The following is a 15,332-nucleotide window of genomic DNA, read 5'->3' on the forward strand; positions in this document are numbered from 1 at the left end:
GGCGTGAGCCTCGCACTTCTCGCGGTTCGACCGGGACGTCACAGCAGGCCGACGGCGGTGTCGACGGCGGTCTCCACACCGCCCTCCGCCGGGTAGAGCAGCGTGCGGCCGACGACCAGGCCCTGGACGGTGGGCAGGCGCAGCGCCTTGCGCCACTTCTCGTAGACCGCGTCCTGTTCCCTGCCCACCTCTCCCCCGAGCAGGACGGCGGGGAGGGTGGAGGTCTCCATGACGGTGGCCATGTCGTCGACGTCATCGGTGACGGGCACCTTGAGCCAGGTGTAGGCGGAGGTCCCGGCGAGCCCGGAGGCGATGGCGATGGACTTGGTGACGGCCTCCGCGCTCAGGTCATTGCGCACCCTGCCGTCGACGCGGCGGGATATGAAGGGCTCGACGAAGACCGGGAGCCGGTGCTCGGCCATGTCGTCGATGGCGCGGGCGGTGGCGACCATGGTGCTCAGCGAGCCGCTGTCCTCGTAGCTGATGCGCAGGAGCAGCTTGCCCGCGTCGAAGCCGAGCCGGGCTATGTCCTGGGCGCGGTGGCCGGTGAAGCGGTCGTCGAGCTCGAAGGAGGCACCGGCGAGGCCCCCGCGGTTCATCGACCCCATGACGACCTTGCCCTCGAGCGCGCCGAGCAGCAGCAGGTCCTCCAGGATGTCCGCGGTGCCGAGGACCCCGTCCACGCCGGGGCGGGAGAGCGCGGTGCACAGCCGCTCCAGCAGGTCGACGCGGTTGGCCATGGCGAACTCCCGGTCGCCCACGGCGAACGCGCCCCGCGCGGGGTGGTCCGCGGCCACGATCATCAACCGGCCGCTGTCGCCGACGAGCGGGCGGCGGACGCGGCGGGCGGCGGCTTCGGCGATCGCCTCGGGATGGTGGGTCCGCACCTTCACGAGGTCGGAGATGCTGATGCTCAAGAGGAGCTCACTTTCGGGCAGAGGACGGACCGTCAGCCGCGGTCGAGGAGGTCCTGGACCTCCGACGCGGTGGGCATCGCGGAGGAGCAGGCCAGGCGCGACGCCACGATCGCGCCGGCGGCGTTGGCGTGGCGCATGATCCGCTCCAGGTCCCAGCCGGCGAGCAGCCCGTGACAGAGGGAGCCGCCGAAGGCGTCGCCCGCGCCGAGCCCGTTGACGACTTCGACGGGCACCGGCGGGACCTCTGCGGTGCTGCCGTCGCGGTGGACGGCCAGGACGCCCTTCGGGCCCTGCTTGACGACGGCCAGTTCGACACCGGCGGCGAGCAGCGCCTCGGCCGCGGCACGTGGTTCGCGCACCCCCGTGGCGACCTCGCACTCGTCGAGGTTGCCGACGGCGACGGTGGCCGAGGCCAGCGCCCGTGCGTAGTAGGGACGGGCCTCGTCCTGGTCCTTCCAGAACATGGGGCGCCAGTCGAGGTCGAAGACGGTGGTGCCGCGCCGCGCCCTGGCTTCGAGGGCGGCGAGGGTGGCGGTGCGGCTGGGCTCCGCGCACAGGCCGGTCCCGGTCATCCAGAAGATGCGGGCGGTCCGGACGGCGTCGAGGTCCAGTTCGGCGGCGTGGATCTCGAGGTCGGGGGCCTTGGGGAGCCGGTAGAAGTAGAGCGGGAAGTCGTCCGGCGGGAAGATCTCGCAGAAGGTGACCGGCGTCGGGTACGCGGCGACGGGGGTGACGTAGCGGTCGTCGACCCCGAACTCCTTGAGGGCCTGGTGGCAGTAGGCGCCGAAGGGGTCGTCGCCGGTGCGGGTGATGACGGCGGTGCTGCGGCCGAGGCGGGCCGCGGCGACCGCGACGTTGGTGGCGGAGCCGCCGAGGAACTTGCCGAACGTCTCGACCTGAGGCAGCGGCACGCCGGTCTGCAGGGGGTAGAGGTCCACCCCGATCCGGCCCATCGTGATCAGGTCGTACGGCTCGGTCATGGGCGTGACTCCTCGTCGTGCGTCACCGGGGGGTCGCTCTGCGGCCCTGTCAGGTCTAGCCCGCCCGGTCGCGCGATGTCAACACTATGTCCTTACATACGAACGTACCGCCCGCCGGAAGTCCGGGTCGTTACCTTGTCGTTACGTCGAGATGAATTGATGTCTTGACAAAGTCTTGACAGGCGCCCCGGGGAGGGGTTTGCTCCCGTGCAGCACCCGGCCATGTGAACACGTCCGTCCCCTTCTCCCTCCCACCGCAGTGAGGTGCAGGAACATGGAACGCTCTCGCAGAAACCGTCGGATCTCCGCCGTCGCGGCCCTCTCCGCCGCGGCGGTCCTCCTCGCAGCGGGCTGTTCCAGCAGCTCAGGCGGGAAGAAGGCCGAGGAGTCGGCGGACGCCCCCGCCGCGGGCAAGGCCGGCACCCCGCGGATGAAGATCGCGATGGTCACCCACGCCGCCCCCGGTGACACCTTCTGGGACCTGATCCGCAAGGGCGCCCAGGCCGCCGCCGCCAAGGACAACGTGGAGCTCATCTACTCCAACGACCCCAACGCGGCGACCCAGGCCAACCTGATCCAGAACGCGATCGACCAGAAGGTCGACGGGATAGCCGTCACCCTGGCCAAGCCCGACGCCATGAAGGACGTCGTCGCCAAGGCCGAGGCCGCGGGCATCCCGGTGGTCGGCTTCAACGCGGGTCTGGACGACTGGAAGGACCAGGGACTGCTGGAGTACTTCGGGCAGGACGAGAGCGTCGCCGGTGAGGCGCTGGGCGACAAGCTCAACGACCTCGGAGCGCAGCACAACATCTGCGTGATCCACGAACAGGGCCACGTCGCCCTGGAGGCCCGCTGCGCCGGCGTGAAGAAGACCTTCAAGGGGAAGACCGAGAACCTCTACGTCAACGGCACGGACATGCCGTCGGTGAAGTCCACGATCACGGCGAAGCTCAAGCAGGACTCCGGCATCGACTACGTCGTCACCCTGGGCGCGCCCTTCGCTCTCACGGCCGTCCAGTCGGTCGCGGACGCCGGGAGCAAGGCCAAGGTCGGCACGTTCGACCTCAACAAGGACCTGGTCAAGGCCGTCCAGGACGGTGGCGTGCAGTTCGCCGTCGACCAGCAGCCGTACCTGCAGGGCTATCTCTCCGTCGACTCCCTGTGGCTGTACAAGACCAACGGCAACGTCAGCGGTGGAGGCGTCGCCCCGGTGCTGACCGGCCCGGCCTTCGTCGACAAGGACAACGTCGAGTCCGTGGCCTCGTTCGCCGCGAAGGGCACCCGGTGATCCCTGTGTCCCAGGCAGCCGCCCCAGCGGCGTCCCCCTCACCACCCGCGGCACCCGCCTCCAAGACGGACGGCCGCACCGCCGAACGCTCGCTGCTGCGCAGGACGCTGGCCCGCCCGGAGATCGGCGCGCTGATCGCCGCCGTCGCGGTCTACCTCTTCTTCTTCGCGGTGGCGCCGTCCTTCCGCGAGGCGGGCTCGCTGGCCACCGTGCTCTACCAGGCGTCGGTCATGGGCATCATGGCGCTGCCCGTGGCCCTGCTGATGATCGGCGGCGAGTTCGACCTCTCGGCCGGCGTCGCGGTCACCGCGTCGGCGCTGACCGCGAGCATGTTCAGCTTCCAGCTGAGCATGAACGTGTGGACCGGGGTGGCCGTCGCCCTGGTGGTGTCCCTGGGCATCGGGGCGCTCAACGGCTACATGCTGGTGAAGACCGGGCTGCCCAGCTTCCTCATCACCCTGGCCACCTTCCTGATGCTGCAGGGCCTCAACCTGGCGGTCACCAAGATCTTCACCGGCAACGTCGCCACCGACTCCATCAGCGACATGGACGGCTTCGGCCAGGCGCGCGCGCTGTTCGCCTCGGAGATCGGCATCGGCGGGGTCCAGCTCAAGGTGACGGTGCTGTGGTGGCTCGGCTTCGCGGCGCTGGCCACCTGGGTGCTGCTGCGCACCAGGTTCGGCAACTGGACCTTCGCGGTCGGCGGCAACAAGGACAGCGCGCGGGCGGTCGGCGTACCGGTGGCCTTCACCAAGATCGCGCTGTTCATGGCCGTGGGCTTCGGGGCCTGGTTCACCGGCATGCACCTGCTGTTCTCGTTCAACGCGGTGCAGTCGGGCGAAGGCGTCGGCAACGAGTTCCTGTACATCATCGCGGCGGTCATCGGCGGCTGCCTGCTCACCGGCGGCTACGGTTCGGCGATCGGCTCGGTGATCGGCGCCTTCATCTTCGGGATGGTCTCCCAGGGCATCGTGTACGCCAACTGGAACCCCGACTGGTTCAAGTTCTTCCTCGGCGTGATGCTCCTGATCGCGACCCTCGTCAATCTGTGGGTCCGCCGCACGGCGACCCGGAGGTGAGCCCGATGACCACCGCCACCACCACCGACCCCGACGGCACCGCCGCCGTCCCCGGGCCCGTCGTCGAACTGGACCGGGTGGGCAAGAGCTACGGCAACGTCCGCGCCCTGCACGGGGTCGACCTGGCCGTCCGGCCGGGGCAGGTCACCTGCGTCCTCGGCGACAACGGCGCGGGCAAGTCCACCCTGATCAAGATCGTCTCCGGGCTGCACCAGCACACCGAGGGCGAGTTCCGCATCGACGGCGCACCCGTACGGCTGAACACCCCGCGCGAGGCCCTGGACCGCGGCATCGCCGCCGTCTACCAGGACCTGGCGACCGTCCCACTGATGCCGGTCTGGCGGAACTTCTTCCTCGGCTCCGAACTGACCCGCGGCCCCCGGCCCGTACGGCGCCTGGACATCGCCCGGATGAAACGGACCGCGGACGAGGAACTGCGGGCGATGGGCATCGTCCTGGACGACCTGGAACAGCCCATCGGCACTCTCTCCGGCGGCCAGCGGCAGTCCGTGGCCATCGCCCGCGCGGTCCACTTCGGCGCGCGGGTGCTGATCCTGGACGAGCCGACCGCGGCGCTGGGCGTCAAGCAGTCGGGTGTCGTCCTGAAGTACATCGCGGCCGCACGCGACCGGGGTCTGGGCGTCATCTTCATCACCCACAATCCGCACCACGCCTTCATGGTGGGCGACCACTTCTCGGTGCTGCGGCTGGGCACCCTGGAGCTGAGCGCGGGCCGCGACGAGGTCTCCCTGGAGGAGCTGACCCACCACATGGCCGGCGGCGCCGAGCTGGCCGCGCTCAAGCACGAACTCGCCCAGGTCCGCGGTGTCGACGTGGAGGAACTGCCCGAACCGGAGGACCTGGGCGAAGGCCGTCCCTCCCCGTGAGGGCCCGCCCGGCCCCGGTTCCACTCTGACATGACGTCCGTATGTCAGGACTAACTCTTGACGGCTGCCCGGCCGGACGGCGAAGCTTCCAGCGGGACCACGGAGCTTCGCGGGCATCCGTACCACCGCCCTGACGGGCCGCCCTACCGAACCACGACCGGTCCGCGGCGACCGGTGAGAGGAGCCCTCCTCATGACTGCCCCCTCCCCCGTTCTGGACCGGATCCGGATCGGCTCCGCGCCCGACTCGTGGGGCGTCTGGTTCCCCGACGACCCGCAGCAGGTGCCCTGGCAGCGCTTCCTGGACGAGGTCTCCGAGTCGGGCTACGAGTGGATCGAGCTCGGCCCGTACGGCTACCTGCCGACCGACCCCGCCCGGCTCACCGAGGAGACCGCGCGCCGGGGCCTGAAGGTCTCCGCGGGCACCGTCTTCACCTCCCTGCACCGCGGGCCCTCGGTGTGGGACGCCACGTGGGAGCACGTCGGCCAGGTCGCCGCCCTCGCCCAGGCCATGGACGCCGGTCACCTGGTGGTCATCCCGTCCTTCTGGCGCGACGACAAGACCGCCGAGGTCATCGAGCCGCGCGAGCTCACCGCCGAGCAGTGGGGACACCTCGCGACCGGCATGGAGCGCCTGGGCCGCCAGGTCCGCGACACGTACGGCCTGGACATCGTGGTCCACCCGCACGCCGACACGCACATCGACACCGAGGAGCACGTCGAGCGCTTCCTCGACGCCACCGACCCCGGTCTGGTCAGCCTCTGCCTGGACACCGGCCACTACGCCTACTGCGGCGGCGACAGCGTCAAGCTCATCGAGACCTACGGCGAGCGGATCGGCTACCTGCACCTGAAGCAGGTCGACCCGGAGATCCTCGCCGACGTCGTCAAGAACGGGATCCCCTTCGGCCCGGCCGTGCAGCGCGGGGTCATGTGCGAGCCGCCGGCCGGGGTGCCCGCCCTGGAGCCCGTGCTGGCCGCCGCGCAGGGCCTGGGCGTGGACCTCTTCGCCATCGTCGAGCAGGACATGTACCCCTGCGAGCCGGAGCGGCCGCTGCCCATCGCGCAGCGCACCCGGAAGTTCCTGCGCTCCTGCGGTGCCTGACGCACCGCCCACGAAAGGGAAGACACGCATCATGACGCAGCACGGACCGCTCGGGGTCGCCGTCATCGGCACCGGCAAGATGGGTGCCGACCACGTACGCCGCATCAACGACGTCGTGAGCGGCGCCCGGGTGACCGCCGTCGTCGACGTCGACGCCGAGCGGGTGAAGGCGGTCGCCGACGGCATCGAGGGCTGCACGGCCTACACCGACCCCGCCGCGGCGATGGCCGCGGCCGACGTGGACGCCGTCCTCATCGCCTCCCCCGGCCCCGCCCACGAGGCGGCGCTGCTCGCCGCCTTCGAGCACGACCTGCCGGTGCTGTGCGAGAAGCCGCTCACTCCCGACGCCGCGTCGGCGCTGCGCGTGATGGATGCCGAGCAGAGGCTGGGGCACCGGCGGGTGCAGGTCGGCTTCATGCGGCGCTACGACGCGGAGTACGCGAAGCTCAAGGCCCTGCTGGACAGCCGTGAGCTGGGCCGGACGCTGATGCTGCACAACCGGCACCGCAACGCGAGCATCCCTCCCGGCTTCACCAACGCCAACCTCGTCAACGACTCGCTCGTGCACGAGATGGACGTGACCCGCTGGTTGCTCGGCCAGGAGATCACCGCCGTGACGGTGCTGCGCCCGCGCCCGTCCTCGAACGCGCCCGAGGGCCTGGACGACCCGCAGTTCGTGGTCTTCGAGACCGACGGCGGGGCCGTCGTCGACGTCGAGGTCTTCCTCAACTGCGGCTTCGGATACCAGGTGCAGGCCGAGGCGGTCTGCGAGCGCGGCAGCGCCCGGATCGGCGACGCGCACGACCTGCTCGTCAACACCGCGGGCCGCTGGGGCGGCACGATCGCCGAGGACTTCGTGGAGCGCTTCGCCGACGCCTACGACCGCGAGGTCCAGGCGTGGGTAGACGCCACCCGGCGCGGTGAGGTCACCGGCCCGAGCGTGTGGGACGGCTACGCCGCGGCGGCGATCTGCGAGGCCGGTGTCCGCTCGCAGAGCACGGGCGGACGCGTCGAGGTCGAGCTGGTCGACCGACCGGCGTTCTACCGCTGAGGGACGCACGTCCCCGGTCACCCCGGATCCGGCGCGGGTGGGGCGGTTACTCCCTGGCCGCCCTGCCCGCGCCTCCACCGCACCCGTGAGAAAGGCACCCCGTACATGCGCGTCGTCCTCTTCGGTGTCGGGCGCCTCGGTTCCTTCCACGCGGCCACCCTCCACGCCCACCCCGAGGTCTCCGAACTGGTCCTCGCGGACGCCGACGCCGCGCGGGCCGCCGAGGCCGCCGCGCGGCTCGGTGCCGGTGCGCGGGCGGCGGCCTCGGTCGACGCGGCGTTCGCGGGCGGCGCGGACGCGGTCGTCATCGCCTCGGCGACCTCCGCCCACGCCGGGCTGATCTCCCGCGCCGTGCGGGCCGGGCTCCCCGCGTACTGCGAGAAGCCGGTCGCCCTCGACCTGGAGTCCACGGTCACCGCCCTGCGTGAGGTCGAGGAGGCCGGCTCCGTCCTCCAGATGGGATTCCAGCGCCGCTTCGACCCCGGCTACCGCGCCGCCCGCGAGGCGGTCCGGGCCGGCCGCCTCGGAAGGCTGCACACCGTACGGGCCCTGACCTCCGACATGGCGCCCCCGCCGCCGGAGTTCGTGCCGCTGTCCGGCGGGCTCTACCGGGACTGCCTGATCCACGACTTCGACGCGGTGCGGTGGGTGACCGGCCGTGAGGTCGTCGAGGTGTACGCCATGGGCGCCAACGGCGGGGCCGGCTTCTTCCGTGAGGCGGGCGACGTGGACACCGCGGCGGCGCTCCTCACCCTCGACGACGGCACCCTCGCGACCGCCACCTCCACCCGCTACAACGGCGCCGGCTACGACATCCGCATGGAACTCGCCGGTTCACTGGACCAGATCGCGGTCGGCGTCGGCCCCCGTACGCCGGTCACGTCGGTGGAACCGGGCGCGGCGCCGGGCGTGCCGGATCCGTGGACGGGGTTCGTGGACCGCTTCGGGGACGCGTACCGGGCGGAGATCGACGCCTTCGTGCAGGTGGTGGCGGGCCGGTCGGAGAACCCCTGCGAGGGGCGCGAGGCGCTCGATGCGCTGCTCGTGGCGGAGGCGTGCGAGGTCTCGCGCAGGGAGCGGCGGCCGGTCACGATCGCCGAGATGACCGAGGTCGCGGAGCGCGCCCGCAAGCGCGCGGGGTGACCGCACGGGGCGCCCCGGGCACGTCACCCCCGCGGTCCGCCCCGGGTGGCGTGATCACGTACGCCGGTGCTTCCTGGGATGAGTCGGTCCCGGCTGTCCACGAGGGAAGAACCTTTCATGGCGATGAAGGTCCAGGTGCTGCGCACGCCTCGAGCGGCGGGGCTGGTGGGGATCGCGTTCGCGGTGCTGATCGGCGCCGCCATCGTCCTGGTCCGGGCCTCCATCCCCAGCGGTGAGGGCGCGCTGACCAGCTCGCCCCTCACCCTCTCCTCGCGCAGCGGGGTCAAGACGGCGCTGGCCCTCATCCCCTTCGCCGGCATCTTCTTCCTCTGGTTCATGGGCGCGGTGCGCGCGCACGTCGGCCCGGGCGAGGACAAGTTCCTCTCGACGGTGTTCCTCGGCAGCGGCCTGGTGTTCGTCGCGACGCTCTTCGGCGCCGCCGCAGCGGCCGGCAGCCTGCTGGCCACCACGGAGGTGGCCTCGCCCGGCCCCCCGCGGGCCGAGTTGTCGTACTTCGGGCAGCACCTCACCTACAGCCTGCTGACGACGTACTCGATGCGGATGGCCGCGGTGTTCGTGCTGTCGGCCTCCACCGTCGCGCTGCGGCTGGGGACGTTCCCGCGCTGGCTGGTGCTGCTGGGGTACCTCGTCGGCGTCACGCTGCTGTTCGTCGTGCCGAACGTGCGGTTGGCCGAACTGGTCTTCCCCCTGTGGGCACTGGTCGTCAGCCTCCACATCGTGGTGGCCAGCTTCCGTGCCCGGCCGGCCGAAGCGCAGGCCTTCTGAGCGGTGCCGCTCAGGAGGTCGTGCGGCGCAGCAGCAGCGTGACGAAGCCGAGCGTGCCCCGGTAGCCGTGCAGCCACTCGGCGCGGTGGACGGCGGCGGCTTCGAGGGCGGCGCCGCTGTCGGGATCGGCGGGATGGTCCAGGGCCCACTCGGCGAGGGAACCGGTCCAGGACCACTCGTAGTCGTCCCACTCGCGGACGGTGCTGACGTGGGCGAGGACCGGGGTCCAGCCGTCCGCGACGATCCGGTCCACGGTGCTCGCCAGGTCCTCGTACTCCCCCAGCGTCTCGACGAGTTCCGGGGTGGGTTCGCGCTCCCAGAAGACGTCGCCGACGATCACGGTGCCCCCCGGGGCGAGGTGGGCGCGGGCCGCGTCGAGGGTCGGCAGGAGGCCGCCGAAGGCGTGTGCGGCGCCGACGCTGAGCACGACGTCGAAGGGGTGCGGCGAGGTGAAGTCGCCCGCGTCCTGTTCGTGGAGGGTCAGCCGGTCGCCGACGCCGAGCGCGGCCGCCTCGCGGACCGCCTTCCGCAGTGCCCCGGTGTCCAGGTCGACGCCCTCCGCGGTGACACCCGGGCGGCCGTCGAGGGCCCGCAGCAGCCAGGCGCCCTCCCCGCAGCCGAGGTCGAGGACGCGTTCGTCGCCGCGGCGCAGCGCCCTGCCGAGCAGACTGCGCACGGTCGCGTCGTCCAGCGGTGCGGCGATGGGGTGGTGGGTGTGCGCGATGCGCGAGATGCGGCGTCGGTCCATCGGCGCAGCTTCGCAGGGCGGGCCCTTCACCGCATCCGGTTAATTCCGCGTGGCCGTGCAACGCGATCCGCGGCGGTGGCGGTTTCCCGGTTCGAAGGGCCGTCACGGGAGCACGGCCATCGCGGCCGTCAGGGCCGTCACGGGGAGAGGACGACCGAGATGGACAGGAAGAGGGACACGAAGACGGACGGGAAGACGGACGGGAAGATCCTCACGGCGGCGGGCCGGCGCGGTCCGCGGCTACAGGCCCCACTCCTCGCGCAGCGCGCCGAACACCTCGTGGAACTCGGGGAAGGTCTTCTTCACGCAGCCGGGTTCGTCGAAGGTCACCCCTTCCGTGCGGAGCGCGGCGACGGCGAAGCTCATCGCGATGCGGTGGTCGCCGTGGCAGGCGATCTCGACCGGGGCGGGGGTGCCGGGGTGGATCTCGATCCAGTCGCGGCCGGTCTCCACCCGGATGCCCTGACGGCGCAGGTTGGCCGCGCAGACCTCCAGGCGGTCGCACTCCTTCACCCGGGTGTTGTAGACGTCCTCGATGCGGACCGGGCCGTCGGCGAACGGCGCGATCGCGGCGAGCGTCGGCATCGTGTCGGAGATGTCCCGCATGGTCGTGGTGATCCCGCGCAGGGTGCCGGTGCCGGAGACGGTGGTGGCGCCGGCGTCGGTCTCGACGCGGGCCCCCATGCGGCGCAGGACGTCGACGAAGCCCAGGTCGCCCTGGAGCGCTCCTGTGCCCAGGCCGGGAACGGTGACCTCACGGCCGGTCAGGGCGGCCGCGGCGAAGAAGTAGCTCGCGGTGGAGGCGTCGGGCTCGACGGCGTAGTCCACGGCACGGTAGCCGCCGGGTGGGACGACGAGCACGCTGCCCTCTCGGCCGACCTCGACGCCGAAGGATCGCATCATGGCGATGGTGATCTCGACGTAGGGGACGGAGACCAGCCCGGTGATGTTGACGCGCAGACCCTCGCGCATGAGCGGGCCGGCGAGGAGCAGCGCGGTGAGGAACTGCGAGGACAGGCTCGCGTCGAGGTCAAGCGCGCCGCCCTCGATGCCGCCGGCGGCGACGGTCAGCGGCAGGTGGCCCTCCGCCTCCTCGTGGCGCAGGTCGACACCGAGCGTCCGCAGGGCGGTGGTGAGCGGGGCGACGGGACGGCGGCGCATCTGGGCGGAGGCGTCGAAGCGATAGGTGCCGCGCCCGGCCGCGGCGAGCGCCGGCAGGAACCGGGCCGCGGTGGCGGCGTCGCGGCAGTAAACGTCGGCCTCGGGGACCGCGGGTCCGGTCGGGCGTCCTTCGACGCGCCATACGTCCGGGCCGCGGTCCACACGGTAGCCGAGCCGGAGCAGCCCCTCCGCGAAGCCGTCGGTGTCGTCGGAGAGCAGCGGCCGCCGCAGTGTGGTCGTCCCCTCGGCCGCCGCCGCCAGGAACAGCGCCCGGGCGGTGACGGACTTCGAACCGGGGACGGCGACGACGGTCACGGTGTTCTCCTGTGCTGCCTGACGTGCGGGGACGCCCTGGTGAGGGGCACCGGCATTCTAGGCGCCGGGCGAGCCGGGGACCGTGGGCGTGAAGCGCACGGGGAGCCGGCGCACACCGCGCATGAGCATGCCGGGCAGCCAGTCCAGCTTCTCCGGATCGGCGTCGAGCGCGAGGTCGGGGCAGCGCTCCAGGAGGGCGCGGACGGCGATGCGTCCTTCGAGGCGGGCGAGCGGGGCGCCGAGGCAGTAGTGCAGGCCGTGCCCGAACGCGACGTGGCCCCGGGTGTCCCGGCGGATGTCGAAGCGGTCGGCCTCGGTGAAGCGGTCCGGATCGCGGTCGGCGGAGGCCAGGGCGACGAGAACGGGTTCGCGGGCCGGGATGACGGTGCCGGCGACGTCGACCGGTTCGGTCGTGAAGCGGAAGGTGGCGGTCTCGACCGGGCCGTCGTAGCGGAGCATCTCCTCCACCGCGCCGTCGATGAGGCTCATGTCGGCCCGCAGGAGGGCCAGTTGGTCCGGATGGGTGAGCAGCGCGCGGACGCCGTTGGAGACCAGGTTGACCGTCGTCTCGTGTCCCGCGATCAGCAGCAGGAAGGCCATGCCGCCGAGTTCGGAGCGCGAGAGCCGGTCGCCGTCCTCGGAGGTGGTGCGGATGAGCGCGCTCATCAGGTCGTCGCCGGGCGCGCAGCGCTTGTCCTCGATCAGCTCGTGCAGGTAGGCGGCGAGTTCCTCGATGGCCCTGCGCTCGGCCTCCGGCCCGGTCGGTGCGACGACCTCGTTCGACCAGGCGCGGAAGGCCGCACGGTCCAGGTCGGGCACCCCGAGCAGCTCGCAGATGACCGTGATGGGCAGCGGGTAGGCGAGCGCCTCGACGAGGTCGGCGGTGCCGTCCGGACGGGCCAGCATCGCGTCGAGCAGGGCTGCCGTGATCTCCTCCACGCGCGGCGCCAGCTCCTCGACCCGGCGCCCGGTGAACTCCCGGGCCACCAGTTTGCGCAGCCGGGTGTGCTCCGGCGGGTCGGAGACGAGCATGTGGCGGCCGAGGAGTTCCTCGTCGTAGGAGGTCCACCCGAGTGCGCGGGAGTCCTTGGCGAACCGGGTGTCGGCGAGCGCGGCCCGGGCCTGGTCGTGGCCGACGATCAGCCACAGCTCCCCGACGTCGGCGGTGCGCACGCGGTGCACGGGCCCCTTCTCGCGGAGCCTGGCGTAGACGGGATAGGGATCGGCGGTGAACTCCTCGCCGTAGACCGTGAGATCGACCGTGTCCATGTGCCGCACGGTAACCCGGGGGCCCGCCGCGACACGTCACCCTGCGGGACGAGACACCCCGGACGGTCTCATCCGAAGGGTTCAGCCGATCGTGGCGGTGCGCCAGGTCTCCTCGTCCGCCTCCAGCAGCGCGGCCAGGACGGCGGGGTCCGGCAGCGGCCCGCGGTCGGCCGGGACACGCAGGGCCGAGGCCGCGGTCAGATGGCCGAGCCGCAGGGCCCGCTCCACGGGCAGGTCCCGCAGCAAACCGCTGAGGAAGCCCGCGGCGAAGGCGTCCCCGGCGCCGACCGGCTCGGCCACCCGGACGGTGAGGGCGGGCACGCGGTGCGCGTCTGTCCCGGTGAAGGCCGTGGCCGCCCGGGACCCGTCCTTGACGACGAGGACACCGGGCCCGGGCAGCAGCTCGCGGACCGAGCGCGCGTCGGTGATCCCCCCGCCCCACAGGGCCTGGGCCTCGTCGAGACCCACAAGGACGATGTCGGCCCGGTCGGCGAGCGGCCGCAGGACGTCCGCGGCGGAGCGGCTGGTCCACAGCGCGGGACGGTGGTTGACGTCGAAGCTGACGGGCCACGGGCGGTCGGGGCTCAGCGCCCGTTCGACGAGGGCGTGGCAGCCGGGCGAGAGGGCGGGCGTGATGCCGCTGAGGTGGACGAGCGCGGCTCCGTCCAGGGCCGGGTCGTCGAGCACGTCGGGGGTGAGCGCCGAGGCGGCGGACCCCGCGCGGTGGTAGTGGACGCGGGTGCCGTGCGCTCCCGGGTCCTTGAGCAGGAGCCCGGTGGGCCGTGCGGGGTCGGTGCGCACCCCGGTGACGTCGACGCCGCCCGCGGCGATCCGCGCGCGGACCCGCCGGCCGAAGGGGTCGTCGCCGAGCGCGGAGACCCATCGGGCGGGGATTCCGTGGTCGGCGAGGTACAGCGCGACGTTGGACTCGGCGCCCGCGATGTCGACGCGCAGCAGGTCCGCGTCGTCGAGCGGCCCGAGGGGGTCGGGGGCGAGGGCGGCCATGGTCTCGCCGACGCAGACCACGGGTCCGGGTCGCAGCGGCCGGGGGGTGCTCATGGGGGCTTCCTAGGGGGTGTCGGCGCGGTCCGCCGGGCGGTACGGGGCGGCCGGTGTGCCGGGGACGTCCACCCGGACGGCGAACACGGCGCCGTCGAGCGGTCCCGGGGCGGCCAGGCCGATGTGCGCGCTGGTGACGAGGAGGGTCCGGCCGTCGGGGCCGCCGAGGCAGAGTCCGGCGGGCTGTCCGGCGGGCAGGTCGACGATCCGGTCGAGGTTGCCGTCCGGGAGGTAGCGGTGGACCTGTCCGGTGCCCCAGACGGCGGTCCACAGCCCGCCCTCGCTGTCGGTGGTCATGCCGTCGGGGCTGCCGTCGGCGAGGGTGACGAAGGTGTCCGGCGTGCCGGGGTCGCCGCTGGCGGGGTCGACCGGATAGCGACGGATGACGCCCCGGGCGCTGTCGGCGAGGTACATGACGGTGCCGTCGGCGGTGAAGGCCGGCCCGTTGGGGATCGTGATGTCCCGCAGCACACGGGTGACACGTCCGTCGCGGTCCAGGCGGTAGAGCGAGCCGGCGTCCTCGGTGGTGTCGTAGGCCATGCTGCCCGCCCAGAAGCGGCCGTGCGGGTCGGCGACGCCGTCGTTCATCCGCATCGGCACCGGGGCGTCGTCTTCGGGGCGGGCGATCCACTCGGCCCGGCCCGCGGGGTCGATGCGGCAGATGCCGGTGCCCGCGGCCGCGACCCAGTGGCCGGGGCGGCCCTGGACCGGTGCCACCGCACCCAGCGGGTACGGCAGTTGGGCGATCAACGTGTGCGGGGCGGCGGGGCCGTCGGAAGCGGCCAGCAGCCGGCCGCTGAGGATGTCGGTGAGCACGGCGCGGCCGTCCGTCCAGCGGATGCCCTCGCCGAGTTCGAGGCGGTCGGTCCCGAGGACCGCCGGGGACGCGGTGGCGGTCACGGGCGGTCCTCCGCGCGGACGACGTCCAGGAAGGTGCGGGCCCGTTCGCGCAGCGCGGTGACGCTGCCGCCCTCGGCGGCGTCGCCGATCAGGGGCGATCCGACGCCGACGGCGAGGGCGCCGCCCCGCAGGTACACCGCGGCGGCCTGCGCGTCCACTCCCCCGACGGGCACGAAGGGCAGGTCGGGGAAGGGGCCGCGCAGGTCCTTCAGGTACCCGGGGCCGCCGGCGCTGCCGGCCGGGAAGAGCTTGAGGGCGTCGGCGCCGAGCCGCAGTGCCTGGAGGATGTCGGTGGGGGTCATCACCCCGGCGAGGACCGGGAGTCCGAGCTCCCGGCCGGTGGCGATGCCCTCGCTGACCGCAGGGGTGACGAGGAAGGCGGCGCCGGCCTTGTGGGCGTCCCGTGCGTCCTCGGCGCTGAGCACGGTTCCGGCCCCGAGGGTCGCATCCGGGCCGAGCGCTGCGCGCGCCCGGGCGATGACGTCGAGCGCGTCACGTCCGCTGAGGGACACCTCGATGAGGGTGATCCCCTCCTCGGCGAGGGTGAGCACGGTGGTCAGCGCGGCGTCCGGGTCGCTGCCGCGGACGATGGCGAGCAGCCGGTGGGCACGCAGCGCGGCGAGCAGGTCCATCCGACATCCCTTC

The 15,332-nt window shown here is 72.7% G+C and carries 15 protein-coding genes; 7 read left to right on the forward strand and 8 right to left on the reverse strand.

Annotation, left to right across the window (positions count from 1 at the left end):
• Positions 1–38: 38 nt before the first annotated feature.
• Both PV410_RS00795 and iolC read right to left on the reverse strand, forming a co-directional pair.
• Positions 39–917: a Cgl0159 family (beta/alpha)8-fold protein gene (locus PV410_RS00795; protein WP_499514772.1), complete on the reverse strand. Its 879-nt coding sequence runs from the start codon at positions 915–917 to the stop codon at positions 39–41.
• Between the two features lie 32 nt (positions 918–949).
• Positions 950–1,897, reverse strand: a complete 948-nt coding sequence (gene iolC / locus PV410_RS00800; RefSeq protein WP_500321620.1) for a 5-dehydro-2-deoxygluconokinase — start codon at positions 1,895–1,897, stop codon at positions 950–952.
• 274 nt (positions 1,898–2,171) lie between these two features.
• Between iolC and PV410_RS00805 the strand changes: the two genes are divergently transcribed.
• The 7 genes from PV410_RS00805 to PV410_RS00835 all read left to right on the forward strand — a co-directional run bounded on the left by PV410_RS00805 (position 2,172) and on the right by PV410_RS00835 (position 9,235).
• A complete protein-coding gene (locus PV410_RS00805) occupies positions 2,172–3,185 on the forward strand; it encodes a sugar ABC transporter substrate-binding protein (protein ID WP_500321621.1) in 1,014 nt (337 codons plus the stop codon).
• On the forward strand, positions 3,182–4,264 hold the full coding sequence (locus PV410_RS00810; protein ID WP_500321622.1) for an ABC transporter permease: 1,083 nt from the start codon (positions 3,182–3,184) through the stop codon (positions 4,262–4,264). Before PV410_RS00805 ends, PV410_RS00810 begins: the two co-directional genes overlap by 4 nt.
• A 5-nt stretch (positions 4,265–4,269) precedes the next feature.
• The gene (locus PV410_RS00815; protein ID WP_500321623.1) at positions 4,270–5,151 is read left to right on the forward strand and encodes an ATP-binding cassette domain-containing protein; all 882 of its coding nucleotides are present in this window, start codon (positions 4,270–4,272) and stop codon (positions 5,149–5,151) included.
• Between the two features lie 192 nt (positions 5,152–5,343).
• A complete protein-coding gene (locus tag PV410_RS00820; RefSeq protein ID WP_500321624.1) occupies positions 5,344–6,255 on the forward strand; it encodes a sugar phosphate isomerase/epimerase family protein in 912 nt (303 codons plus the stop codon).
• A gap of 31 nt (positions 6,256–6,286) precedes the next feature.
• Positions 6,287–7,306 (forward strand): Gfo/Idh/MocA family protein, encoded by a 1,020-nt coding sequence (locus PV410_RS00825; RefSeq protein WP_500321625.1) that lies wholly within the window; start codon positions 6,287–6,289, stop codon positions 7,304–7,306.
• 105 nt (positions 7,307–7,411) lie between these two features.
• Positions 7,412–8,449, forward strand: a complete 1,038-nt coding sequence (locus PV410_RS00830; protein WP_500321626.1) for a Gfo/Idh/MocA family protein — start codon at positions 7,412–7,414, stop codon at positions 8,447–8,449.
• 117 nt (positions 8,450–8,566) lie between these two features.
• Positions 8,567–9,235: a hypothetical protein gene (locus PV410_RS00835; RefSeq protein ID WP_500321627.1), complete on the forward strand. Its 669-nt coding sequence runs from the start codon at positions 8,567–8,569 to the stop codon at positions 9,233–9,235.
• A 10-nt stretch (positions 9,236–9,245) separates the two neighbouring features.
• Here PV410_RS00835 and PV410_RS00840 read toward each other — a convergent pair whose 3' ends face one another.
• The 6 genes from PV410_RS00840 to PV410_RS00865 all read right to left on the reverse strand — a co-directional run bounded on the left by PV410_RS00840 (position 9,246) and on the right by PV410_RS00865 (position 15,319).
• The gene (locus PV410_RS00840) at positions 9,246–9,983 is read right to left on the reverse strand and encodes an SAM-dependent methyltransferase (RefSeq protein WP_500321628.1); all 738 of its coding nucleotides are present in this window, start codon (positions 9,981–9,983) and stop codon (positions 9,246–9,248) included.
• Positions 9,984–10,223: 240 nt separating this feature from the next.
• Positions 10,224–11,459 (reverse strand): 3-phosphoshikimate 1-carboxyvinyltransferase, encoded by a 1,236-nt coding sequence (gene aroA / locus PV410_RS00845; RefSeq protein WP_500321629.1) that lies wholly within the window; start codon positions 11,457–11,459, stop codon positions 10,224–10,226.
• Positions 11,460–11,516: 57 nt separating this feature from the next.
• Entirely contained in the window at positions 11,517–12,728 is a 1,212-nt protein-coding gene (locus tag PV410_RS00850) for a cytochrome P450 family protein (protein ID WP_500321630.1), read from the reverse strand.
• Positions 12,729–12,809: 81 nt separating this feature from the next.
• Entirely contained in the window at positions 12,810–13,787 is a 978-nt protein-coding gene (locus tag PV410_RS00855; RefSeq protein WP_500321631.1) for a sugar kinase, read from the reverse strand.
• Between the two features lie 9 nt (positions 13,788–13,796).
• Positions 13,797–14,687 (reverse strand): SMP-30/gluconolactonase/LRE family protein, encoded by an 891-nt coding sequence (locus tag PV410_RS00860; protein WP_500321632.1) that lies wholly within the window; start codon positions 14,685–14,687, stop codon positions 13,797–13,799.
• Positions 14,684–15,319, reverse strand: coding sequence for a bifunctional 4-hydroxy-2-oxoglutarate aldolase/2-dehydro-3-deoxy-phosphogluconate aldolase (locus PV410_RS00865; protein ID WP_500321633.1), 636 nt, complete (start codon positions 15,317–15,319; stop codon positions 14,684–14,686). The genes PV410_RS00860 and PV410_RS00865 overlap by 4 nt, the downstream gene beginning before the upstream one ends.
• Positions 15,320–15,332 lie beyond the last annotated feature (13 nt).

The sequence above is a fragment of the Streptomyces sp. PA03-5A genome, assembly GCF_033792725.1.
Taxonomy (GTDB): Bacteria; Actinomycetota; Actinomycetes; order Streptomycetales; family Streptomycetaceae; genus Actinacidiphila.

Coding starts and splice junctions, on each gene's coding strand:
- iolC (WP_500321620.1), bottom strand. CDS start 1,897: ATGACCGAGCCGTACGACCTGATCACGATGGGCCGGATCGGGGTGGAC.
- PV410_RS00805 (WP_500321621.1), top strand. CDS start 2,172: ATGGAACGCTCTCGCAGAAACCGTCGGATCTCCGCCGTCGCGGCCCTC.
- PV410_RS00815 (WP_500321623.1), top strand. CDS start 4,270: ATGACCACCGCCACCACCACCGACCCCGACGGCACCGCCGCCGTCCCC.
- PV410_RS00820 (WP_500321624.1), top strand. CDS start 5,344: ATGACTGCCCCCTCCCCCGTTCTGGACCGGATCCGGATCGGCTCCGCG.
- PV410_RS00825 (WP_500321625.1), top strand. CDS start 6,287: ATGACGCAGCACGGACCGCTCGGGGTCGCCGTCATCGGCACCGGCAAG.
- PV410_RS00830 (WP_500321626.1), top strand. CDS start 7,412: ATGCGCGTCGTCCTCTTCGGTGTCGGGCGCCTCGGTTCCTTCCACGCG.
- PV410_RS00835 (WP_500321627.1), top strand. CDS start 8,567: ATGGCGATGAAGGTCCAGGTGCTGCGCACGCCTCGAGCGGCGGGGCTG.
- PV410_RS00840 (WP_500321628.1), bottom strand. CDS start 9,983: ATGGACCGACGCCGCATCTCGCGCATCGCGCACACCCACCACCCCATC.
- PV410_RS00850 (WP_500321630.1), bottom strand. CDS start 12,728: ATGGACACGGTCGATCTCACGGTCTACGGCGAGGAGTTCACCGCCGAT.
- PV410_RS00855 (WP_500321631.1), bottom strand. CDS start 13,787: ATGAGCACCCCCCGGCCGCTGCGACCCGGACCCGTGGTCTGCGTCGGC.
- PV410_RS00865 (WP_500321633.1), bottom strand. CDS start 15,319: ATGGACCTGCTCGCCGCGCTGCGTGCCCACCGGCTGCTCGCCATCGTC.